This is a genomic window from Pseudomonas sp. RGM 3321 (assembly GCF_022836805.1).
GTDB lineage: Bacteria > Pseudomonadota > Gammaproteobacteria > Pseudomonadales > Pseudomonadaceae > Aquipseudomonas.
The window spans coordinates 24,696-43,937 of record NZ_JALHBH010000085.1 but is presented as its reverse complement, the minus strand read 5'-3'; the positions used below and the strand labels follow the sequence as shown (position 1 = coordinate 43,937).

Here is a 19,242-nt window from a genome sequence, read left to right as displayed (position 1 = left end):
GTGTCGGAAACCCGCCAGTGTTTTATTCAACCTCCTGCTCGGGTTTAATGGCCTTATCCCGCCATATGCGCTCAAGCGCTATGCTGCTATCACTTCAAAACACACAAGAAGGTCAGTTAATGCGAATACTCGTTACCGGGGGCGCAGGTTTCATTGGTTCTGCACTGATCCGCCACCTGATAAACAACACCGAACACGAAGTGCTGAACTTCGACAAACTGACCTACGCGGGCAACCTTGAATCGCTGCAGTCGATTGCGACCGACACGCGCTATGAGTTCGTGCAGGCGGATATCTGCGATCAGGCCCGCGTCAGCGCGGTGCTCGAGCGCTTTGCGCCGCAGGCGATCATGCACCTGGCGGCTGAATCCCACGTCGACCGCTCCATCGATGGTCCGGCCGAGTTCATCCAGACCAACATTGTCGGCACGTACAGCCTGCTGGAGGCCACGCGTGCCTGGTGGCTGAAACTGCCGGAAACGCAGCGCCAGGCGTTCCGCTTTCACCACATTTCCACTGATGAGGTGTATGGCGACCTGCACGGTGTCGATGATCTGTTCACCGAAACCACGCCGTATGCGCCCAGCTCACCCTACTCGGCGAGCAAGGCGGCGTCCGACCACCTGGTGCGTGCCTGGCACCGCACCTATGGCCTGCCGGTGGTGGTGACCAACTGCTCCAACAACTATGGGCCGTTCCACTTCCCGGAAAAGCTCATTCCGCTGGTGATTCTCAACGCCCTGGCGGGCAAGCCGCTGCCGGTATATGGCAATGGCCTGCAGGTGCGCGACTGGCTGTACGTCGAGGATCACGCGCGGGCCCTGCTCAAGGTGGTGACCGAAGGTGAGGTTGGCGAGACCTACAACATCGGTGGCCACAACGAGCAGAAAAACATCGACGTTGTGCGCGGTATCTGCGCGCTGCTTGATGAGCTCGCCCCGCAGCACCCGGCAGGCGTCGCACAGTACAGCGACCTGATCACCTACGTGGTCGACCGTCCGGGCCACGATCAGCGTTACGCCATCGATGCCGGCAAAATCGACAACGACCTGGGCTGGACGCCCGAAGAAACCTTTGAGTCCGGGCTGCGCAAGACGGTGCAGTGGTATCTGGACAACCTGGACTGGTGCCGCAGGGTTCAGGACGGCAGTTATCAGGGCGAAAGACTGGGTTTTACCGACCCAAAGGACCTGATCGCCTGATAGCCCTACTTTTCGGCAGGCACGCGTGAGTGCAGACTGTCGAGCTAACACCATTTATTAAGATTGCAGGGGAAGCCACGTGAACGTAGTCGCGACAAAATTGCCGGAAGTCCTGATTCTGGAACCCAAGGTATTCGGTGATGAACGAGGCTTCTTCTATGAAAGCTTCAACGCCAAGGCTTTTCAGGCTGCTACTGGCCTGACCCGTGAGTTCGTACAGGACAACCACTCGCGTTCACAGCAAGGCGTCCTGCGCGGGCTGCACTATCAGATCGAAAATGCCCAGGGCAAACTGGTCCGCGTCACGGTCGGCAAGGTGCTGGATGTGGCCGTGGACATTCGCCGCAGTTCGCCGAACTTCGGTCAGTGGGTCGGCGTCGAGCTGTCCGCTGAAAACGCCCGGCAGCTGTGGGTGCCGGAAGGTTTTGCGCATGGCTTCGTAGTACTCAGCGAGCATGCCGAGTTTCTCTACAAGACCACCGACTACTACACGCCGTCGGCCGAGCGTTGCATCGCCTGGAACGACCCGGACCTGGCCATCGACTGGCAGTTCGGCGGCCAGCCCAATCTGTCGGCCAAGGACCAGCAAGGCAAACGCCTGAAAGAAGCCGATCTGTTTCCCTGAACACATGACCACAGGCAACCCGGCGCAATGTCCGGGTGCCTGACGAGTCGGCGGCGGGCATAATACGCGCCTGATGCCCACGTCAGGATCGACCGGGTGTTTCTGTTGCCTGTACCGGCCTTGTCGTCGGCAGGCATCGCCAACCCTTCGGCGCCGGCCAATCCATGACCATGACTTCTGCTGCTCTGCCGCCCCGCCCTCGCTGGCGCAGCCTTGCCCTTCTGGCACTGTGCCTGGCGCCGCTGCTGTGGCCGCTGGAGCATCTGGCCGAACGTTATTACCGCAACGTGCTGGCCAACCAGAACCGCCAGACCCTGGACCTGTACGTCGCCAACCTGCTCGGCACTCTGCACCGTTACGAAACTCTGCCGCAGATTCTCGGCGACCTGCCCGCCTTGCGCGGCGCACTGGCCGCACCGAGCGATGTCACCACGCTGAAAAACGCCAATCGTCTGCTCAGCGAGATAACGCGCCAGACCGGTGCCGACGTCATGTACCTGATGGACGCCAACGGCTTGACCCTGGCCGCCTCGAACTCGGAACAGAAGGACAGTTTCATCGGCCGAAACTTTTCCTTCAGGCCCTATTTCATCGATGCTCTGGCGGGCAGAACCGGGCGCTTCTTCGGCCTTGGCACCACGTCGGCCAAGCGTGGTTACTTCTTCGCAGGCCCGGTGCGCGATGGTGATCGGGTGATCGGCGTGCTGGTGATCAAGGTCGACCTGGACCACACCGAAACCCTGTGGGGCAAGACGCCCGAGCAACTGCTGCTGACCGATCAGAACGGCGTGGTCATTCTGACCTCCAACCCTGAGTGGCGCTTTCGAGCGACCCGCGACCTGACCGATGACGAGAAAAAGGCCATCGTCGCGATTCAGTCCTACCCGACCCGCGATCCACGGCCCCTGAGGATTGATGAACATGCCTGGCTGACCCAGACCCAGGCCATCGAAGAAACCGGCTGGAACGTCAACATTCTCGCGCCTCGCGCCCTTGTCGACCGCCAGGTACGCACAGTGGTGGCGATTGGCGGCGCGGCACTTCTGGTGCTGATGTTGCTGCTGGGTCTGATGATGCAGCGTCGCCGCCATTATCTGGACCGCATCGCCTTTGAGGCCAAGGCACGTCGCGAGCTGGAAATGCGCGTTATAGAACGCACCAGTGATCTGGAAGGGCTCAACAGTCGTCTGCGCCAGGAAGTGCTGGAGCGCGAACAGGCGCAGCAGGAACTGGTGCAGGCTCAGGACGAACTGGTGCAGACCAGCAAGCTGACCGCGCTGGGCACCATGTCGGCGAGCATCAGCCACGAATTGAATCAGCCCTTGGCCGCCATCCGCAGTTACGCCGAAAACGCCGAAGTGCTGCTTGATCATCAGCGCACCGAAGACGCGCGTGGCAACCTCAAGCTGATCAGCGAGCTGACCGGCCGCATGGCCTCGATCATCGCTCACTTGCGCGCCTTCGCCCGCCGTGACCGGCACGCCCCTGAAAGCGTGGCGCTGCAACCGGCGCTGGACGATGCGCTGGCGTTGCTGGCCAAGCGGCGGCGCGCCATGGAAGTCGAACTGATCCGAGACCTGCCGGACGCAACGCTGTGGGTACAGGCCGGTGAAACCCGTCTGCGCCAGGTGCTGGGCAATCTGATCGCCAACGCGCTGGACGCCCTCACCGAAAAAGGCCCGCCGCGCAGGCTGTGGATAAGTGCCGAGCAAACTGCCGAGGGCGTCAATCTGTACATTCGTGACAACGGCCCCGGGTTTTCTCAGGAAGCACTGGCACGGGCCCGCGAGCCCTTCTTCACGACCAAGACCCGCACCCAGGGTCTTGGCCTGGGTCTGGCGATCTGCGATACGCTGATGCGCGCGCTGGGCGGCGAATTGCTGTTCGCCAACCATCCGAGCGGCGGCGCTGTGCTTACCCTGCGCCTGCGTGCCGGTGCTTCAGGGGCCAATCTTCAACCGCCAGAGGACCTTTCCGCATGAGTTCGGACACAGCCATCGACAGCCAGATTCAGGTAGTGCTGATCGACGACGACTCGCACCTGCGTCAGGCGCTTCGCCAGACGCTGGACCTGGCTGGACTGAACGTTCTGTCGCTGCCCGAGGCAACCGGGCTGGCCGAACGCATTGGCCGCGACTGGCCGGGCGTGGTGGTCAGCGATATTCGCATGCAGGGCATGGATGGCCTGGAACTGCTCGACCAGCTTCACGCGCTGGACCCCGACCTGCCAGTGCTGCTGATCACCGGGCATGGCGATGTACCGTTGGCGGTGAAAGCCATGCGCGCCGGAGCCTACGACTTTCTGGAAAAGCCCTTCGCCAGCGACGCCATGCTCGACAGCGTGCGCCGTGCCCTGGCGCTGCGCCGTCTGGTGCTGGATAACCGCAGCCTGCGCCTGGCCCTGAGTGATCGCCAACAATTGAGCACACGCCTGATCGGGCAATCGCCGCCGATTCTGCGTCTGCGCGAACAGATCGGCGCACTGGCCGGGACGCGAGCCGACGTGCTGATCCTCGGCGAAACCGGCGCAGGCAAAGAAGTGGTCGCCCGTGCGCTGCACGACCTGTCCAACCGCCGCAGCGGCCCGTTCGTGGCGATCAACGCCGGGGCGCTGGCTGAATCGGTGGTGGAAAGCGAGCTGTTCGGTCACGAGCCCGGGGCCTTTACCGGCGCGCAGAAGCGGCGTATCGGCAAGTTTGAGTTTGCCAACGGCGGTACGCTGTTCCTCGATGAAATCGAAAGCATGAGCCTGGACGTGCAGGTCAAACTGCTGCGCCTGTTGCAGGAGCGCGTGGTCGAGCGAATGGGCAGCAATCAGCAGATCCCGCTGGACATCCGCATCATTGCGGCGACCAAGGAGGACCTGCGGCAGGCAGCTGATCAGGGCCGCTTCCGGGCGGACTTGTATTACCGGCTGAACGTGGCCTCGCTGCGTATCCCGCCATTGCGCGAACGTGGCGAAGACGCGCTGATGCTATTCGAACATTACGCTGATGCTGCGAGCATGCGCCACGGCATTCCCAAGCACGAGCTCAAGCCCGGCCAGCGGGCGCTGTTGTTGCGGCATAACTGGCCGGGCAACGTCCGGGAGCTGCAAAACGCTGCCGAACGCTTTGCGCTGGGTCTTGAGCTGGAGCTGGAAGGCGGTGATGCAGAGCAGGCACCACCGCCGGGCGGCGGCTTGAGTGATCAGGTGGAAAGCTTCGAAAGGGCCTTGATCGCCGCCGAGCTGGCTCGGCCGCACAGTTCGGTTCGCAGCCTGGCGGAAGCGCTGGGTGTGCCGCGCAAAACCCTGCACGACAAACTGCGTAAACACGGCCTGACGTTTGGCGACAGCAGCGGAGCTTCCGATGACAACGATTGATCCTGAGCATGACGCAGCCCGCGAGCTGGAACAGGTGCTGCACCACGACATTCCGCTGACCCGCGAAATGGGCATGCGAGTGATTGACTGGTACAACCAGACTCTGCGCCTGCACCTGCCACTGGCACCCAACGTCAATCACAAGAACACGCTGTTCGGCGGCAGCCTGTATTGCGGCGCAGTGCTGGCGGGCTGGGGCTGGCTGCACCTGCGGCTACGCGAGGCCGGGATCAGCGATGGGCATATTGTGATTCAGGACGGGCAGATCAGTTATCCACTGCCGGTACGCACCGACGCCATCGCCCGCTGTGATCCGCCAGAGCTGGCGCTATGGGACAAGTTCATCACCACCTACCAACGCCGAGGCCGCGCCCGCCTGACCCTGCACACCTGCATTACCGCGCAGGACAGCGAAGAACAGGCCGTGAAGTTCGTCGGGCAGTTTGTATTGCACCGGTGAGGCTGCGCGCAGTGGATGCACTGGACGCAGATCTGTGCGAGCGAGCCGGACGACGCTTCGCTTGCTCGCGAAGAGGCCAGTGCAATCCGCAAAAACTCATCGCCTGAACCATAGCCTTCGCGAACAAGCTCGCTCCCACAAGAACGCGCCTGACCCTGCATACCTGTATCAAGCGAAGAACACGCCGTGCGCTTTTGCACTGGTGAAACTGTCTCAGCGCTTTTGTAGGAGCGAACTTGTTCGCGAAGGCGTCGTGTCAAGCACTGGATTTGCTGTGGATGCACCGGCCCTTTCGCGAGCAAGCGAAGCGTCGCCCGGTTCGCTCCTACGCCCGCAGTGCAGAGGCCTTGAGGCCCGGCCTCAGGACTGCGCCAGCACCAGCAGTTTGTCGCGCCATTCGGCGTTGGCAGGCAAAGCCAGGAAGAACGGGTTGAGCAGCGATTCGCGTGCCGGGTAGCTGAACGGTTTGCCGTCCAGTTGCAGCACTTCGCCGCCAGCGCCTTCAAGCACGCCTTGCGCCGCAGCGGTGTCCCACTGCGAAGTCGGGGCCAGTCGTGGGTAGCAATCGGCAGCGCCTTCGGCCAGCAGGCAGAATTTCAATGAACTGCCGATATTGGTCAGTTGCAAATGCCCAAGCCCGTTCGACAGGCCAGCCAGCAAGTGCTCCTGCTCCGGGCTGGAATGGCGGCGGCTGGCGACTACGGTAAAGGTCTGCCCTTCGCCCGGCTGAGTGCGTACGGCAATCGGCTGGATGTGGTCGACGTCATCGCTGCGCCAGGCACCCAGCCCTGCACCGCCGAAGTAACAACGGTTGTTGGTGGGCATCGATACCACACCGAACACCACACGGCCGTGTTCAATCAGCGCGACGTTGACGGTGAACTCTCCACTGCCGGAGATGAACTCCTTGGTGCCATCCAGCGGATCGACCAGCCACCAGCGCTCCCATATCGCCCGCTCGCTGAACGGGATGTCGGCGTCTTCTTCAGAGAGCACATGAATGCTTGGATCAAGCGCTTGCAAACCCTCGACCAAAACCTGATGGGCTGCCAGGTCGGCGGCGGTCACTGGCGAGTCGTCGGTCTTGGTGGTGACGGTAACATTGGCTCGCCAGAACGGCAGGATCACCTCGCCCGCCTGGCGGACCAGTTCAATCACCGGGGCGAGCAGCGGATGTGGCAGGTTTTGCAACGATTCGGTCATGGCAGGAACAATCCCCGCTGGGTTAGCAGGTCACGGGTCAGGTACAGCGCCGCAAGCGCCCTGCCTTCGCTGAACTGGGCATTCTGCGCAAGACTCGACAGCTCGCGCAGGTTGATCCGGTCGACCCGGATCGGCTCGGGCTCGTCGCCTTCCAGCCGCTCTTCATAAAGGTCAGTGGCGAGGACCACCTGAATTTTCTGGCTCATGTAACCGGGGGACAGCGAAAGCTCAGTCAACAATTCCAGTTGCCGGGCACCGAAACCGGCTTCTTCCTTGAGTTCGCGGTTGGCGGCCGCCAGCACGTCTTCGCCGGGCTCGATCAGCCCCTTGGGCAGGGACAGCTCGTAGGCATCGGTACCACCGCAATATTCTTCGATCAACACCGCGTGGTCGGCATCGAGCATGGCCACGATCATCACCGCGCCGGGCCCCGTCCCCCGGCTGGCCAGACGCTCGTAGGTCCGCTCGACGCCATTGGCAAAGCGCAGTTGCAGCTCTTCAACGCGGAACAGACGACTACTGGCGACAATTGCACGGGCAAGTACGGTAGGTTTCTGACGCATGACAGGCTCCTTTACATGAACGAGGTACTATACCGAGCTTTTCCCGATGTCTGTGTCGGATATGCTTACCCGCTCTCAACCCCTGACGAGGCCTGAATGCTTTCCATGCCCTGGAGCGAAATCGATACCGTCCTGCTGGATATGGACGGCACGTTGCTCGACCTGCATTACGACGAACACTTCTGGATGCAACATCTGCCGCAGCGGTATGCCGAGCTACACGGCATCAGCTTCGCCATGGCCTGGCTGGAGTTGAAACCGCTGTTCGAAAACAACGCGGGCACGCTCAATTGGTACTGCCTGGATTTCTGGAGCGGCGAGCTTAAACTGTCGGTTCGCGACCTGAAACGCGAAATTGCGCACATGATTGCACTGCGCCCGGACGCCGAGACCTTTCTCGCCGCCATCAAGCAAGCGGGCAAACGGGTGATCATGATCACCAACGCGCACCGCGATTCGTTGTCGCTGAAGATGGAGCGAATCGAGCTGGCACCTTATTTCGAGCGCCTGATCAGCTCTCACGATTATGGCTTCCCCAAAGAGAGCCAGCATTTCTGGGACGCCTTGAAGGCCGATACCGCGTTTGACCCGGCACGCAGCCTGTTTATCGATGATACCTTGCCGATCCTGCGCAGCGCCCGCCACTTTGGTGTAGCGCATTTGCTGGCCGTCAGCCAGCCAAACAGCCAGAAAGGCCCGAAAGACACCGAAGAGTTCGCGGCGGTGGACGATTATCGGGTGCTGATCGAGGGCGTGCTCCATCCGTCAGCCTGAACGCGTAGAATCGGCTGCCTGGACGGCCCAGCGGAGTGAATATGGACATCAAGCAACTTAAGTTTCTGATTGCCCTGGATGAAACGAGGCACTTCGGCCATGCGGCTGCGCGTTGCAATATCACCCAGCCCACCTTGTCGATGCGCCTGCGCAATCTGGAAGAAGAGCTCGGTTTGCCTCTGGTCAATCGGGGCCAGCGTTTTGAAGGCTTTACTGCGCCAGGCGAACGCGTGTTGGCCTGGGCACGCACGGTACTGGCGGCCTACGACGGCCTGCAGGCTGAAGCGGCTGCCTGCCGGGGGCATCTGGTCGGCACACTGCGCTTGGGTGTAGTGCCGCTGTCGAGCTTCGATCCGCTGCCATTACTGCACCGGCTGCACCAGATGCACCCCAATCTGCGCTTCGAGCTGTCGTCACTGAGTTCCGAGCAGGTGCTGGAACAACTGGCGAGCAATCGTATCGATCTGGGCGTTTCGTACCTGGAACGGCTGGACACTGAACGCTTCGACTCGCTGACCCTGGACGACACGCGCATGGGGCTGCTGTATGACCGTCGGCACTTTACCTTTGGTGACGAGCCGTTGAGCTGGGCCGATCTGGTCGAATTGCCGCTGGGCACTCTGACCAGCGGCATGCATTTTCGCCAATCGATCGATCACAACTTCCATAGCCGTGGCCTTCAGCCCAATCCGCTGATCCAGACCGATGCCGTTCATCAGTTGCTGCAGGCCGTACATGGCGGTTTTTGCTGCGCGATCATGCCACTGGATGGCGGTCTGGAAACGCTCACCGAACATTTGAGACTGCACCCGATCGCCGACGCCCGTACGCTGGCCCGGCTGGGGCTGATCATGCGCCGCAGCGCGCCACGCTCGGCGCTGGCTGAGGCCTGCTTTGCGCTGGTTGCGGAAATCCCTCGCTGACGTGCTGATCGACGTCATCTATCGGCACATCAGCATTAGCGATTAGACGATACCCGGGAAGACGCCTAATCTTATAGATGTCAATCTGCCGGTATTTCAGCCCATGCACGTCACGCGCAAGGTCAGCTCGGCGCCCTCTCCTGCGCCGGTCCCCGAAGCAAGTCAGTTTTACAGCTACTCGAACCTTGAGGGGCATGACTCTGCGCGCAATGCGCTGGCTGAAGAAGTAGCGCTGGCCATTGCCTATAACGGCATCAGCCAGGCGGTCATGCTGGTCAGCCCGACCGACCTGGAAGACTTTATCGTCGGCTTCAGCCTGGGCAGCGGCATCATTGCTTCGCGCGATGAAATCTACGACTTCAAGCTCAGCGGTTGCGGCTCGGCGATGCAGGCCGAAGTCGAAATCGCCAGCCGTGCCTTCTGGGAACTCAAGCAACAGCGTCGGCAACTGGCCGGCACCAGCGGTTGCGGGCTGTGTGGCGTTGAAGCGGTCGAGCAGGCACTGCCCGCGCTGAACGTGTTGCCCGGCGCACCCTTGCCGCCGATTGAGTGGCTGGAAGGCCTGCGCCAACGCATCGGTGAGTTCCAGCCGCTTGGCCGCCATTGTGGCGCAGTGCATGCCGCGGTGTTCATGGACGGCAACGGCAAGTTGTTGCTGGGCCGCGAAGACATCGGCCGCCACAACGCGCTGGACAAGCTGATCGGCGCGCTGATCCGCCAGGACATCAGCATGACCGGTGGCGTCGCCATCGTGACCAGCCGCTGCAGTCTGGAACTGATTCAGAAAGTTTTGCGCGCAGGCATCCAGACCCTGGTCAGCCTGTCTTCGCCCACCGGCCTGGCCCTGCAATGGGCCCGCCGTCACAACCTCAATTTAATTCACCTGCCGCAGCACAGTGCGCCGCGGGTCTATAGCCCTGCGATGGAGATTCAAGCGTGAGCACTCATCATCAAGCCGACAAGACACCTACCCCCCGCTACAAGCCATACAAAGGTGCGGCAGGCGGCTGGGGCGCACTGATCAGCGTGACACAGGCCTGGCTGGGCAGTGACAACGCGCTGAAAAACCTGCGCATGATGCTCAAGACCAACCAGAACGGCGGCTTCGACTGCCCTGGCTGCGCGTGGGGCGATTCGCCGGAAAGCGGCATGGTCAAGTTCTGCGAGAACGGCGCCAAGGCGGTTAACTGGGAAGCCACCAAACGCCGTGTCGACCCGGCCTTCTTCGCCCGCTACAGCGTCAGTGCATTGCTGGAGCAGAGCGACTACTGGCTTGAGTATCAGGGCCGCCTGACCGAGCCTCTGGCCTACGATGCAGAAACCGACCGTTACAAGCCGATCAGTTGGGACAACGCGTTCGCGCTGATCGCCAAGCACCTGAACAATCTGCCCAGCCCGAACATGGCCGAGTTCTATACCTCCGGCCGCGCCAGCAACGAAGCGGCGTACCTGTATCAGTTGTTCGTGCGCGCCTATGGCACCAACAACTTCCCGGACTGTTCGAACATGTGCCACGAAGCCAGTGGTGTAGCGCTGTCGCAAAGCGTCGGCGTGGGCAAGGGCACCGTGACGTTCGAGGATTTCGAACACGCCGACGCCATCTTCGTCCTCGGTCAGAACCCCGGCACCAACCACCCGCGCATGCTGGAACCCCTCCGTGAAGCGGTACAGCGCGGCGCTCAGGTAGTTTGCGTCAACCCGTTGAAAGAGCGCGGTCTGGAACGTTTCCAGCACCCCCAGCACCCGGTCGAAATGCTCACCAACGGTGACCGCCCGACCAACACAGCCTATTTCCGTCCTGCGCTGGGCGGCGACATGGCGCTGTTGCGCGGCATGGCCAAGTTCCTGCTGCAATGGGAGCGTGATGCACAACTGGCGAATGAGCCGTCGGTTTTTGATCACGCGTTCCTCAACGAACACACCGAAGGCGTGCTTGAATACCTGGCCGCCATCGATGACACGTCCTGGGACGAGATTGTCGAGCAATCCGGCCTGCCGTTGACTGACATCGAACAGTCGGCACGCATGTACGCCAAGGGCAAGAACGTCATCATGTGCTGGGCCATGGGCATCACCCAGCATCGCCATTCGGTCGCGACCATTCAAGAAATCGCCAACCTGATGCTGCTGCGCGGCAACATTGGCCGCCCGGGCGCGGGCCTGTGCCCGGTGCGCGGTCACAGTAACGTGCAGGGCGACCGCACCATGGGCATCAATGAGCGTCCGCCGGTGTTCCTGCTCGATGCACTGGAAAAACGCTTCCAGTTCAAAGTGCCACGCGACAATGGCCACAACGTGGTCGAAGCCATTCACGCCATGGCCGAAGGGCGCGCCAAGGTGTTCATCGCGCTGGGCGGCAACTTCGCTCAGGCGACGCCGGACAGCCATCGCACTGCAGAAGCCCTCAGCAACTGCGACTTGACGGTACAGATCAGCACCAAACTGAACCGCAGCCACCTGTTCCACGGCAAGGACGCGTTGATTTTGCCGTGCTTTGGCCGTACCGACATCGATATCCAGGCCAACGGCCCACAAGCGGTGACCGTGGAGGATTCGTTCAGCATGGTGCACGCGTCCAACGGCCAGTTGCAGCCTTCCTCGAAGCAAATGCGTTCCGAACCAGCAATCATTGCCGGTATCGCCAACGCAACGCTGGGCAAGGCGCCTGTGGACTGGTTGTGGCTAGTCGAAGACTACGACCGCATTCGCGACCTGATCGCCGACACCATCCCCGGTTTCAAGGACTTCAACGAGCGCGTTAAACACCCCGGTGGTTTCTATCTGGGCAACGCCGCCGGTGCCCGCCGCTGGAACACCGCCTCGACGCGCGCCAACTTCAAATCCAACGCACTGCCGCTGAGCCTGATCCATGAAGACATCAGCTCGACCGGGCAGATTCCGGATCTGATCATGCAATCGATGCGCTCGCACGATCAGTACAACACCACTATCTATGGCCTGGACGACCGTTATCGCGGCGTCAAAGGCCAGCGTGATGTGCTGTTCGCCAACGAAGCCGACATCATTCGCCTGGGCTTTCAGCCGGGTCAGAAAGCTGACGTAATCTCAATCTGGAGCGACAACCGCGAGCGCCGCGTAAAAGGGTTCACCTTGCTGGCGTTCGACATTCCGGCCGGTCAGGCTGCGGCCTACTATCCAGAGGTGAACCCGCTGGTGCCGCTGGAAAGCGTCGGCGACGGCAGCAGCACGCCGACGTCGAAGTTCGTGGCCATCCGTCTTGAGCGATCGGCAGAGTCCGCCCGCATCATCTGACGTCCTTAAAAGACGCCCACAAAAAAGGCCCGTTTCGCTGGAAACGGGCCTTTCACAAGTAACTTCAGACTCTCTTTTCCGACTTAAGTTCCTTAACCAAAACAATAACTTAGCAGTTTGTGTGGCAATCGTGTTACTCGTCGGAATTGCATTGCTACATTCTTCACTTGACACCAAGATCGCGCCGTCATCCCTATGAGATTCCATACATGAAGTATTCCTCGATACTGTTGTTGTCTCTTGCCTTGATCAGCGGTGCAGCCTCTGCAGGCAACCTCGAATCAGGCGCAGGCGGAGCATTGGGTGGGGTACTAGGCTCGGTCGTCGGTCAACAGCTCGGCGGCAGCACCGGTTCAGCGATTGGCGCTGGCCTGGGTGGCGCAGCCGGCGGTGCGGTCGGTGCAGACCGTCGCAACCGTACAGAAGCAGCCATTGGCGGCGGTCTGGGCGCAGCAGGCGGTAACGTTGTAGGCCGCAGCGTTGGCGGCAGCACTGGCAGCCTGATCGGCTCGGCGGTGGGCGGCGGCGGTGGTGCCGCACTTGGCAACTACATGGGCAACGAAAGCCGCAGCGATGATCGTCGTTATCGCGGTGGCCGTGATGATCGCCGCTACTATCGCGATCATGACCGTCGCCCGAAGCACCACGGCCATCGTCGTCATCGTGACTGATACAGCCGCTATTTACTGATTTACTGATGAATCAAAACCGGCCGCTCTTGAGCGGCCGGTTTTGTTTTAGAGCATCGCCTGCACCCACGCCCTCACCTGCGCATACGGATAATCCTCCAGCAAGGCAAAACCGCCGGTGGCGCGAGCCTTGAGTTTGGTGAACAAAGGCACGCTGATGCCGCACAGAAAGCGCGTCAGGCATTCGGCGCTGGGTGGCTGGCCGGTGTAGCCCTGGTGCTTGTGGATAAAATCACCGCACACCTGCTGAAAATCCCGGTTCTCCAGAGGCTCCAACGCGGGAGGCTCTGGAAGATGAGCGATCTGACCGTGGCAGACCGAGCAATGGCCGCATTGCTCGGGCGCATTGTGATCACCGAAGTAGCACGCCAATCGATGAGTCAAGCACTGATCACTGGAGAACACCTCAAGCATTGCATGAATGCGCGCAACTTCAGTGGCCTCGTGGTGGGCGAAATAATCATGCAGTTCGACGCTCAGAGCCTGCGGGTCAAAGTCGCTACGCAACACGCTGTAGACATCGGTCATCTGTTTGCTTTCGAGCTCGATCCAGCCCTTTTCCTGAAAATAATCCAGCGCCTTGACCACCCGGCCACGCTCGGCACCGTATTGCTGGTACATCGCGTCGAAGTTGACCGTGGCCCAGGTCCGCGCCCGGCTGGACGTATCGATCAACGCCTGAACGAATTCGCGCCGCTCACCCTCGAAACGCGCCATCAGATCGTGCGGCTGAAGCAGAAACTTGAAGCGGTATTCAGCGAAGTAAGCGTAACGCGGTGCGATGATTGCGCGCAGTTCCAGCTGCACCAGCAGGGTCTTCAACGGTAGCTGACGGATATTGCTGAGATCGGCCAGCGGCCCGAGCAGAAACTCCCACTGCCCGTCATGGCGTGCATCGAGCAGATCCGCCAGTACACGGGCGATACCTTCGCGCTCCGGCGTGTCGCCATACACAAAGTTTTCCAGCACATTGAGGCTGTCGCGGTTGGCCAGCACCAGACAATCCGAGGCGCCACCATCGCGCCCTGCCCGGCCGATTTCCTGGCTGTAGTTCTCGATGGATTTGGGCAGGTCGAAATGCACCACATTACGGATGTCGCTTTTGTCGATACCCATTCCGAACGCAATGGTCGCCACGATGCAGTTCAGGCTGCCGCCCATGAAACGCTTCTGAATCGACTCGCGCTGATCATTAGGCAGCCCGGCATGGTAAGCACTGGTGGGCAGACCATTCTGTTCAAGGTGCGCGGCGACGTATTCAGCGGTCTTTTGCAGCGTCACGTAAACGATTGTCGGTTGCCCGCGCCGCTCATTGAGCCACTCGACCAGCAGCCGCCTTTTGTCACGCCCGCTGACCGGCTTGACCCACAGGTGCAGGTTGGCGCGATAGAAGCCGGTGGTGATGACATCCTCCGGGGCAATGGCGAATTTGTCCTGCATGTCGGTAATGACCTGCGGTGTCGCGGTCGCCGTCAGCAGCAGTGCCTGAGGGATATTGAATTCGCGCTGGTAGTCCGGCAGCTTCAGATAATCAGGCCGAAAGTTATGCCCCCACTCCGAAATACAGTGCGCCTCGTCGACCACCAGCAAGGAAATCGGCACCTGGGCGATGAAGGTGCGGAAACGCTCGTTCTTGAGGCGCTCGACGGAGATCATCAGGATCTTCAGCTCTCCGGAACGTGCGCGTGCCATGACGTCGGCGACATCATCGCGGCTTTGCGCCGAATCAATGCTTGCCGCCGCAATGCCGTGGCGGTGCAAAAAGGCAAGCTGATCCTGGATCAGCGCCAGCAACGGCGAGACCACCAGCGTTAGATTGGGCAGCAGTAACGCAGGCAATTGGTAACATAGCGACTTGCCTGAGCCCGTCGGGAAAATCGCCGCAGCCGAGCGCCCAGCCAGCACGGCACTGATCGCTGCCTCCTGGCCTGGCCGGAACTGCGTGTAACCAAAAACCTGCTCAAGACGCTGGTGCATTCGCGGTTCTTCCATCAGTCAAACAAAACGGTCCCAACCTTAGCGCGACAGGCCAAATGCATACACCACCAAAGCGTTACAGAAACACGGCGCGTGGCCGATAACGTTGAAATTTCATGCCTGCTGCGTCAGCGGGCGCGGCGCTCACCCTGATACCGCTGGATCTGGAGCAGGAATGGATTCCACACAAGAACCCGAAGACGACGGGATCATCCGCATTCAGCGCCTTGTGCCGGGCCAGGTCGATGTCGTTCTGGGTGCGCATCCAAGCCGCAAACTCAGCGCTCGACCGGGCAAGTCGCGGCCCTACTGGCTATGGCTGGCAGGCCTTATCGTTGCGGGTTGCCTGGCCGGGTTGGTTGTGTCTCATGCACGAAGCCCAAAGGTGGCACTGGCACCACCTGTCGAGCGACCTGCACCTGAACCAGAGATCACCATGATCGACAGCCAACCGACAACGGTGGCAAACCCCGCGCCGGCGCCGTCGACCAAGGCACCAGACCTTTTACCTGTCGCCGCAACCAGGGAGCAGCCCACCGCCGTGCAGCCGCTGGATAACTGCATGAAAAGCGGCAATGTCATTGATGAGAGCGTGTTGAACTGTCGCTTTGGCCAGGTCCCTCGTCCCGCTCAGGCAGAACCGGCGAAAGGCATGGTGTCCGCAGACTACATGGCCGACTTCAAGGCCAACGCTGCACACAACCCCTCTCGCTCAGCCCGGCCCTACAGCGTTGCGACGGCCTCCATCCGTGAATGGGACGGCAGAAACCGCTATCGGGCGCAGTGGCGGGTTTACGGCAACAGCATCGACGGCGACAGCGTCTGCGAAAACTTCGCCGTTCGCTCATTCGAACGACGCGAGTGTCGCAAGGCTGCGCAGGTCAACTTCAAGGAGGAATGTCGGGAGTGGACCAAACGTGCTGCCCGAAATCGCGACGAGGACAGTAAAAATGCCGAGCAGCGTTATTGTGAGGCAGCGGCGACTTTCTCGCCTTAGCAACACATTGCCCCCCCCTGGACCAACAGTTTCGCCGCTAAAACCGTTTTTTTGATGCGTGCGTTCACGGCCATCCACATACAGAACCTTACACATGTATAGCCAAAGGCTTACACGCAATAGGGAAGGTTGGCTATTTTTCACCTGCTGTCAGCGCCGTAATATTGGATCCAACAACTGGCGAACAAGGAGTTCGCCAGGATCAGGGACGATCGACCATCGCCGGGAAGGCAGCCGACAGGGAGTTGGAATGGTCTTGGTACAAACCCGCTTCGGCGGGTTTTTTATTGCCTGCGATTTTTGCTGTCGGCAAACCTGCAGATGCAAAATCTTTCCTGACGCCAGAATCCCTGCCCCTCACCTCGCTGTTCGAGCATTAACACGTGAGGTATAGCGAAAGGCTTACACGCGGCGGGGGAACTTGGCTATTTCCGAACCTGCACGCGGCGCATAAGATTGGATCCATCAAGTGGTGAACAGGGAGTTCACCAGGATCAAGGATGATCGACCATCGCCTGGGAGGCGTCCGACAGGAAGTCGGGGTGGTCTTGGAAAAACCCGCTTCGGCGGGTTTTTTGTTGCCTGCAGAAAAGCCCCGCGCCCTTATGTTTTCCCGCTCATGGTCGACTGCTTAGCGCTTGCCCTGCTCGAAGCGCTGCTGCAGCAAGTGTCGCGCAGTACCCGCGTTGACGTAGTCCGAAATCAACTGACCAAGCTCGTCTGGCTTGAGCTTTTTGCCGTCCCGGCTGAACCTCGCCAGCGCCAGGAGTACCCGGCGTTTTTTCCTGAACACTTTTGCGTTCGGTGCAGAGAACGAACGTGAGACTCGCTCGGGTAAGGGCGCATCGTCTTGCAAATGCAGGGTCAGAAACGTGCCGTAGGCGACATTCAGCTCAAAATCAGCGATGTGCTGGATCGGGACGGGGGACTTCAGGTTGGCGAAGACAAAGTGCTCGGGCGTGAGCAGCAGAGCGGTCTTGTCGGCACGCAGACACATGCGCAGCGCAAATGGCAGCAGCATCAGCATGAACGCCGTCAAGATGCCGCCCGCTATCAGCATAGAGTTGCGCTTTTCGGTCAGCCCCTGGGGAAATGACAGCGCTTCGGCTATCAGATAAATACCCAGCCCCAGCAGAGGGGCGAGGAATAGTGTTAGCAACAGCCCCCGCAGGCGAGCGCCTTCATGCAGAACAACATCACCGCTTACCGTGCGCGCGCAGGCACGCAGCTCGGTGACCACCTCAACATCATTTGCCACATGATGCTCGATGAAGTCCTTGGTAAGACGAGTGCGCAGTGCCTGGGGATTGATGAAGTAATGGTCCATCGCGGCGCGGGCCTGGACCGCCACTACCGGCCGGGTGCCGCTGCGGATCGCCTCATCGGCAGCAACCTGCAGTGCGGCGATACGTTCGCCGTTTGAAGGATGCGTATCCGAGGGATGCGGCAGCTGGACGGCCATTTCTTCGTCAGGCAGGGTGAATGTCTTGTTGGCCAGCTCGTGCAGCACGCTGTTCGGCAAATCCTTGGTGAACATTTCTCCGCGCCGTGGGTTAGTGGCCCGCGTGATGTGCGTGTAGATCCGCTCCTGCAAAAGCGGATCAATAGCCGAGATGCGCACCAGTGCCGAGGCAGCCGACGCGTTGCCCGCCAGACTTGCCCCCGCTGCATCGGCGGCCAGCTCGCGCACGCGGCTCCAGTGGTTGACCGCGTGATCGAAGCTTTCCATGAAATACACGCCCAGCATGAACGCCGGACGCAGAAGGGTGCGCTGCAGCCACCCGCTGAACATCATGTTTTCAGCGATCACTCCAAGGCTGCGGCCGATGCCATCATAAATCGGCAGAAAGCGCAGGCTGTACTCGGTGTCTTCACCGGCAAAATGCGACAGCTCGTGACCAATCACCGTACTGGTTTCTGCGGCATCGATCAGCCCGAGGTACAGGATCGGCACATGCAGAGTTCGCCCCTTTAGCACAGCGTCGGACGGCAGAAGGGAAACGTCGCTCGAGGTGACGTAGAAGCCTCCGGTCATGCCCAGCACGATGTGATCAGGTGACAACGCGCCGAGCCGTTCGGCCAGATCGTGAACATAGGCCCAGAGCACCGGTGCTTCTTCAGGCGTGACCTGCTGCCCCAGAACCTGCACCGCGGTGGGCTGGAACATGTGCAGCATGACGCCCAGCTGCCTACCCATCCGCCAGATCGAATACAGGCACGCAGCGACCAGCATCAGCACGACGATGATCAACTTGAGTTCGCCTGCGGACATGCGCCCCACATGCCACAGGCCCAGCGCTTCGAAACAGAGGATTGCAGACACCGCCGCGCCCATGGCGACGATGTGCCCCACCAGAACGAAGGGCAGTATTCGACTGACCCTGCTGAAGGTGTGCAGCAATCGCTCGCGGGATTGACGTGCGCGCGCGCCGGCCCAGTTGAGCCCTGCCAGCCCGATGCCACCGACCAGAGCCGCCAGCAGGCACAGCGCGATGACGGCGCGGGCCAGCCAAGTGGTCACATTACCCAGCACCACTACGAAGTCGAGGCCCTGTTCTGCCTCATGGAGACGGAACAGAGCCTCCTTGAGGGTGATGTTTTCTCCGTCCATATCCATCGTTCGCGTGAGGGCGTCGGGCGACCTGGCGAGCCTTTCGAAATAGGGACGGGCGTGCGCAAGATCGGCCTGGATCTCGGTCAGGCGCTCAGTGTTTTCGACACTGCGCTGCAACTGCCAGATACCGATGAGGTTCAGGCCCAGAGGCAGAAGGATGAGTACAGCAATGAGCTTGTAGATTTTCATGAGGCAAGGCTCATAGAGGTGCGTCGCCGCTGGCTGTCCTTAGCGCGCACAAAGGTCCGTCAGGTAAAACGCCTCTGGCATCTGCGTGCATGCGCCCTGCCGTGTCTGGTTAAAAGCGTCAGGGGACTGGCGGCGTTATACCCTGATTTGCAAAATGATGTAACAAAGCTGCCTGCCTGACCTGCGTCGGCCCACCTGGATTCGTCCGCCTGAGAGCTAGCAGTGCCATCATTCCCCATCGAGAAAAAAACCGCCTATAAGGCGAGTCCGTGCATTTACCCTCTTCAGAGCTCGGGAAACCCGCAAATAAGTTCATCTTTCTAAGCTTAATTTACCCCTTTGATCGGATCCAAATTCTCCCTAAAGCCCTTTGAAATCAACGCTTACAG

The 19,242-nt window shown here is 60.5% G+C and carries 15 protein-coding genes; 11 read left to right on the top strand and 4 right to left on the bottom strand.

The annotated features are described in order from the left end of the window. The first annotated feature begins 119 nt into the window (after positions 1 to 119). From rfbB to RGM3321_RS02940, 5 genes are all read left to right on the top strand, one after another. A complete protein-coding gene (gene rfbB / locus RGM3321_RS02960; RefSeq protein ID WP_244391521.1) occupies positions 120 to 1,202 on the top strand; it encodes a dTDP-glucose 4,6-dehydratase in 1,083 nt (360 codons plus the stop codon). Positions 1,203 to 1,281: 79 nt separating this feature from the next. Beyond that, positions 1,282 to 1,827, top strand: a complete 546-nt coding sequence (rfbC, locus tag RGM3321_RS02955; protein WP_244391519.1) for a dTDP-4-dehydrorhamnose 3,5-epimerase — start codon at positions 1,282 to 1,284, stop codon at positions 1,825 to 1,827. Positions 1,828 to 1,991: 164 nt separating this feature from the next. Further along, positions 1,992 to 3,809: an ATP-binding protein gene (locus RGM3321_RS02950; RefSeq protein ID WP_044299850.1), complete on the top strand. Its 1,818-nt coding sequence runs from the start codon at positions 1,992 to 1,994 to the stop codon at positions 3,807 to 3,809. Further along, complete coding sequence (locus tag RGM3321_RS02945; RefSeq protein WP_244391517.1) at positions 3,806 to 5,191, top strand: sigma-54 dependent transcriptional regulator; 1,386 nt, start codon at positions 3,806 to 3,808, stop codon at positions 5,189 to 5,191. The genes RGM3321_RS02950 and RGM3321_RS02945 overlap by 4 nt, the downstream gene beginning before the upstream one ends. Further along, positions 5,178 to 5,651, top strand: coding sequence for a YiiD C-terminal domain-containing protein (locus RGM3321_RS02940; RefSeq protein WP_244391515.1), 474 nt, complete (start codon positions 5,178 to 5,180; stop codon positions 5,649 to 5,651). The genes RGM3321_RS02945 and RGM3321_RS02940 overlap by 14 nt, the downstream gene beginning before the upstream one ends. A gap of 360 nt (positions 5,652 to 6,011) precedes the next feature. On the opposite strand, the gene cysQ is transcribed toward RGM3321_RS02940, so the two are convergent. Together cysQ and nudE are read right to left on the bottom strand one after the other, a co-directional pair. Next, positions 6,012 to 6,854 carry a 3'(2'),5'-bisphosphate nucleotidase CysQ gene (gene cysQ, locus RGM3321_RS02935; protein WP_244391513.1) on the bottom strand — a complete coding sequence of 281 codons (843 nt, stop codon included), beginning with the start codon at positions 6,852 to 6,854 and terminating at the stop codon, positions 6,012 to 6,014. Further along, a complete protein-coding gene (nudE, locus tag RGM3321_RS02930; RefSeq protein ID WP_058400028.1) occupies positions 6,851 to 7,417 on the bottom strand; it encodes an ADP compounds hydrolase NudE in 567 nt (188 codons plus the stop codon). Before nudE ends, cysQ begins: the two co-directional genes overlap by 4 nt. Before the next feature lie 96 nt (positions 7,418 to 7,513). On the opposite strand from nudE, the gene yrfG reads away from it, so the two are divergent. The 5 genes from yrfG to RGM3321_RS02905 all read left to right on the top strand — a co-directional run bounded on the left by yrfG (position 7,514) and on the right by RGM3321_RS02905 (position 13,058). After that, positions 7,514 to 8,191 carry a GMP/IMP nucleotidase gene (gene yrfG, locus RGM3321_RS02925; protein WP_244391511.1) on the top strand — a complete coding sequence of 226 codons (678 nt, stop codon included), beginning with the start codon at positions 7,514 to 7,516 and terminating at the stop codon, positions 8,189 to 8,191. A gap of 41 nt (positions 8,192 to 8,232) precedes the next feature. Further along, positions 8,233 to 9,114, top strand: coding sequence for a LysR family transcriptional regulator (locus tag RGM3321_RS02920; protein WP_244391509.1), 882 nt, complete (start codon positions 8,233 to 8,235; stop codon positions 9,112 to 9,114). A 103-nt stretch (positions 9,115 to 9,217) separates the two neighbouring features. Continuing rightward, on the top strand, positions 9,218 to 10,054 hold the full coding sequence (fdhD, locus tag RGM3321_RS02915; RefSeq protein WP_244391507.1) for a formate dehydrogenase accessory sulfurtransferase FdhD: 837 nt from the start codon (positions 9,218 to 9,220) through the stop codon (positions 10,052 to 10,054). Then, entirely contained in the window at positions 10,051 to 12,387 is a 2,337-nt protein-coding gene (locus RGM3321_RS02910) for an FdhF/YdeP family oxidoreductase (RefSeq protein WP_244391506.1), read from the top strand. The genes fdhD and RGM3321_RS02910 overlap by 4 nt, the downstream gene beginning before the upstream one ends. A 209-nt stretch (positions 12,388 to 12,596) precedes the next feature. Further along, positions 12,597 to 13,058, top strand: coding sequence for a glycine zipper domain-containing protein (locus tag RGM3321_RS02905; protein ID WP_002551428.1), 462 nt, complete (start codon positions 12,597 to 12,599; stop codon positions 13,056 to 13,058). Positions 13,059 to 13,124: 66 nt separating this feature from the next. On the opposite strand, the gene RGM3321_RS02900 is transcribed toward RGM3321_RS02905, so the two are convergent. Next, positions 13,125 to 15,053: a RecQ family ATP-dependent DNA helicase gene (locus RGM3321_RS02900; RefSeq protein WP_244391504.1), complete on the bottom strand. Its 1,929-nt coding sequence runs from the start codon at positions 15,051 to 15,053 to the stop codon at positions 13,125 to 13,127. A 175-nt stretch (positions 15,054 to 15,228) separates the two neighbouring features. On the opposite strand from RGM3321_RS02900, the gene RGM3321_RS02895 reads away from it, so the two are divergent. Further along, a complete protein-coding gene (locus RGM3321_RS02895) occupies positions 15,229 to 16,050 on the top strand; it encodes a hypothetical protein (RefSeq protein WP_244391502.1) in 822 nt (273 codons plus the stop codon). A 631-nt stretch (positions 16,051 to 16,681) separates the two neighbouring features. Here RGM3321_RS02895 and RGM3321_RS02890 read toward each other — a convergent pair. Further along, entirely contained in the window at positions 16,682 to 18,853 is a 2,172-nt protein-coding gene (locus tag RGM3321_RS02890; RefSeq protein WP_244391500.1) for a M48 family metallopeptidase, read from the bottom strand. Positions 18,854 to 19,242: the final 389 nt, after the last annotated feature.

Bases quoted from the DNA above. Each gene is read 5' to 3' on its own strand.
- rfbB (WP_244391521.1), top strand. From the start codon at position 120: ATGCGAATACTCGTTACCGGGGGCGCAGGTTTCATTGGTTCTGCACTG.
- RGM3321_RS02950 (WP_044299850.1), top strand. From the start codon at position 1,992: ATGACCATGACTTCTGCTGCTCTGCCGCCCCGCCCTCGCTGGCGCAGC.
- RGM3321_RS02945 (WP_244391517.1), top strand. From the start codon at position 3,806: ATGAGTTCGGACACAGCCATCGACAGCCAGATTCAGGTAGTGCTGATC.
- RGM3321_RS02940 (WP_244391515.1), top strand. From the start codon at position 5,178: ATGACAACGATTGATCCTGAGCATGACGCAGCCCGCGAGCTGGAACAG.
- cysQ (WP_244391513.1), bottom strand. From the start codon at position 6,854: ATGACCGAATCGTTGCAAAACCTGCCACATCCGCTGCTCGCCCCGGTG.
- nudE (WP_058400028.1), bottom strand. From the start codon at position 7,417: ATGCGTCAGAAACCTACCGTACTTGCCCGTGCAATTGTCGCCAGTAGT.
- yrfG (WP_244391511.1), top strand. From the start codon at position 7,514: ATGCTTTCCATGCCCTGGAGCGAAATCGATACCGTCCTGCTGGATATG.
- RGM3321_RS02920 (WP_244391509.1), top strand. From the start codon at position 8,233: ATGGACATCAAGCAACTTAAGTTTCTGATTGCCCTGGATGAAACGAGG.
- fdhD (WP_244391507.1), top strand. From the start codon at position 9,218: ATGCACGTCACGCGCAAGGTCAGCTCGGCGCCCTCTCCTGCGCCGGTC.
- RGM3321_RS02905 (WP_002551428.1), top strand. From the start codon at position 12,597: ATGAAGTATTCCTCGATACTGTTGTTGTCTCTTGCCTTGATCAGCGGT.
- RGM3321_RS02900 (WP_244391504.1), bottom strand. From the start codon at position 15,053: ATGCACCAGCGTCTTGAGCAGGTTTTTGGTTACACGCAGTTCCGGCCA.
- RGM3321_RS02895 (WP_244391502.1), top strand. From the start codon at position 15,229: ATGGATTCCACACAAGAACCCGAAGACGACGGGATCATCCGCATTCAG.
- RGM3321_RS02890 (WP_244391500.1), bottom strand. From the start codon at position 18,853: ATGAAAATCTACAAGCTCATTGCTGTACTCATCCTTCTGCCTCTGGGC.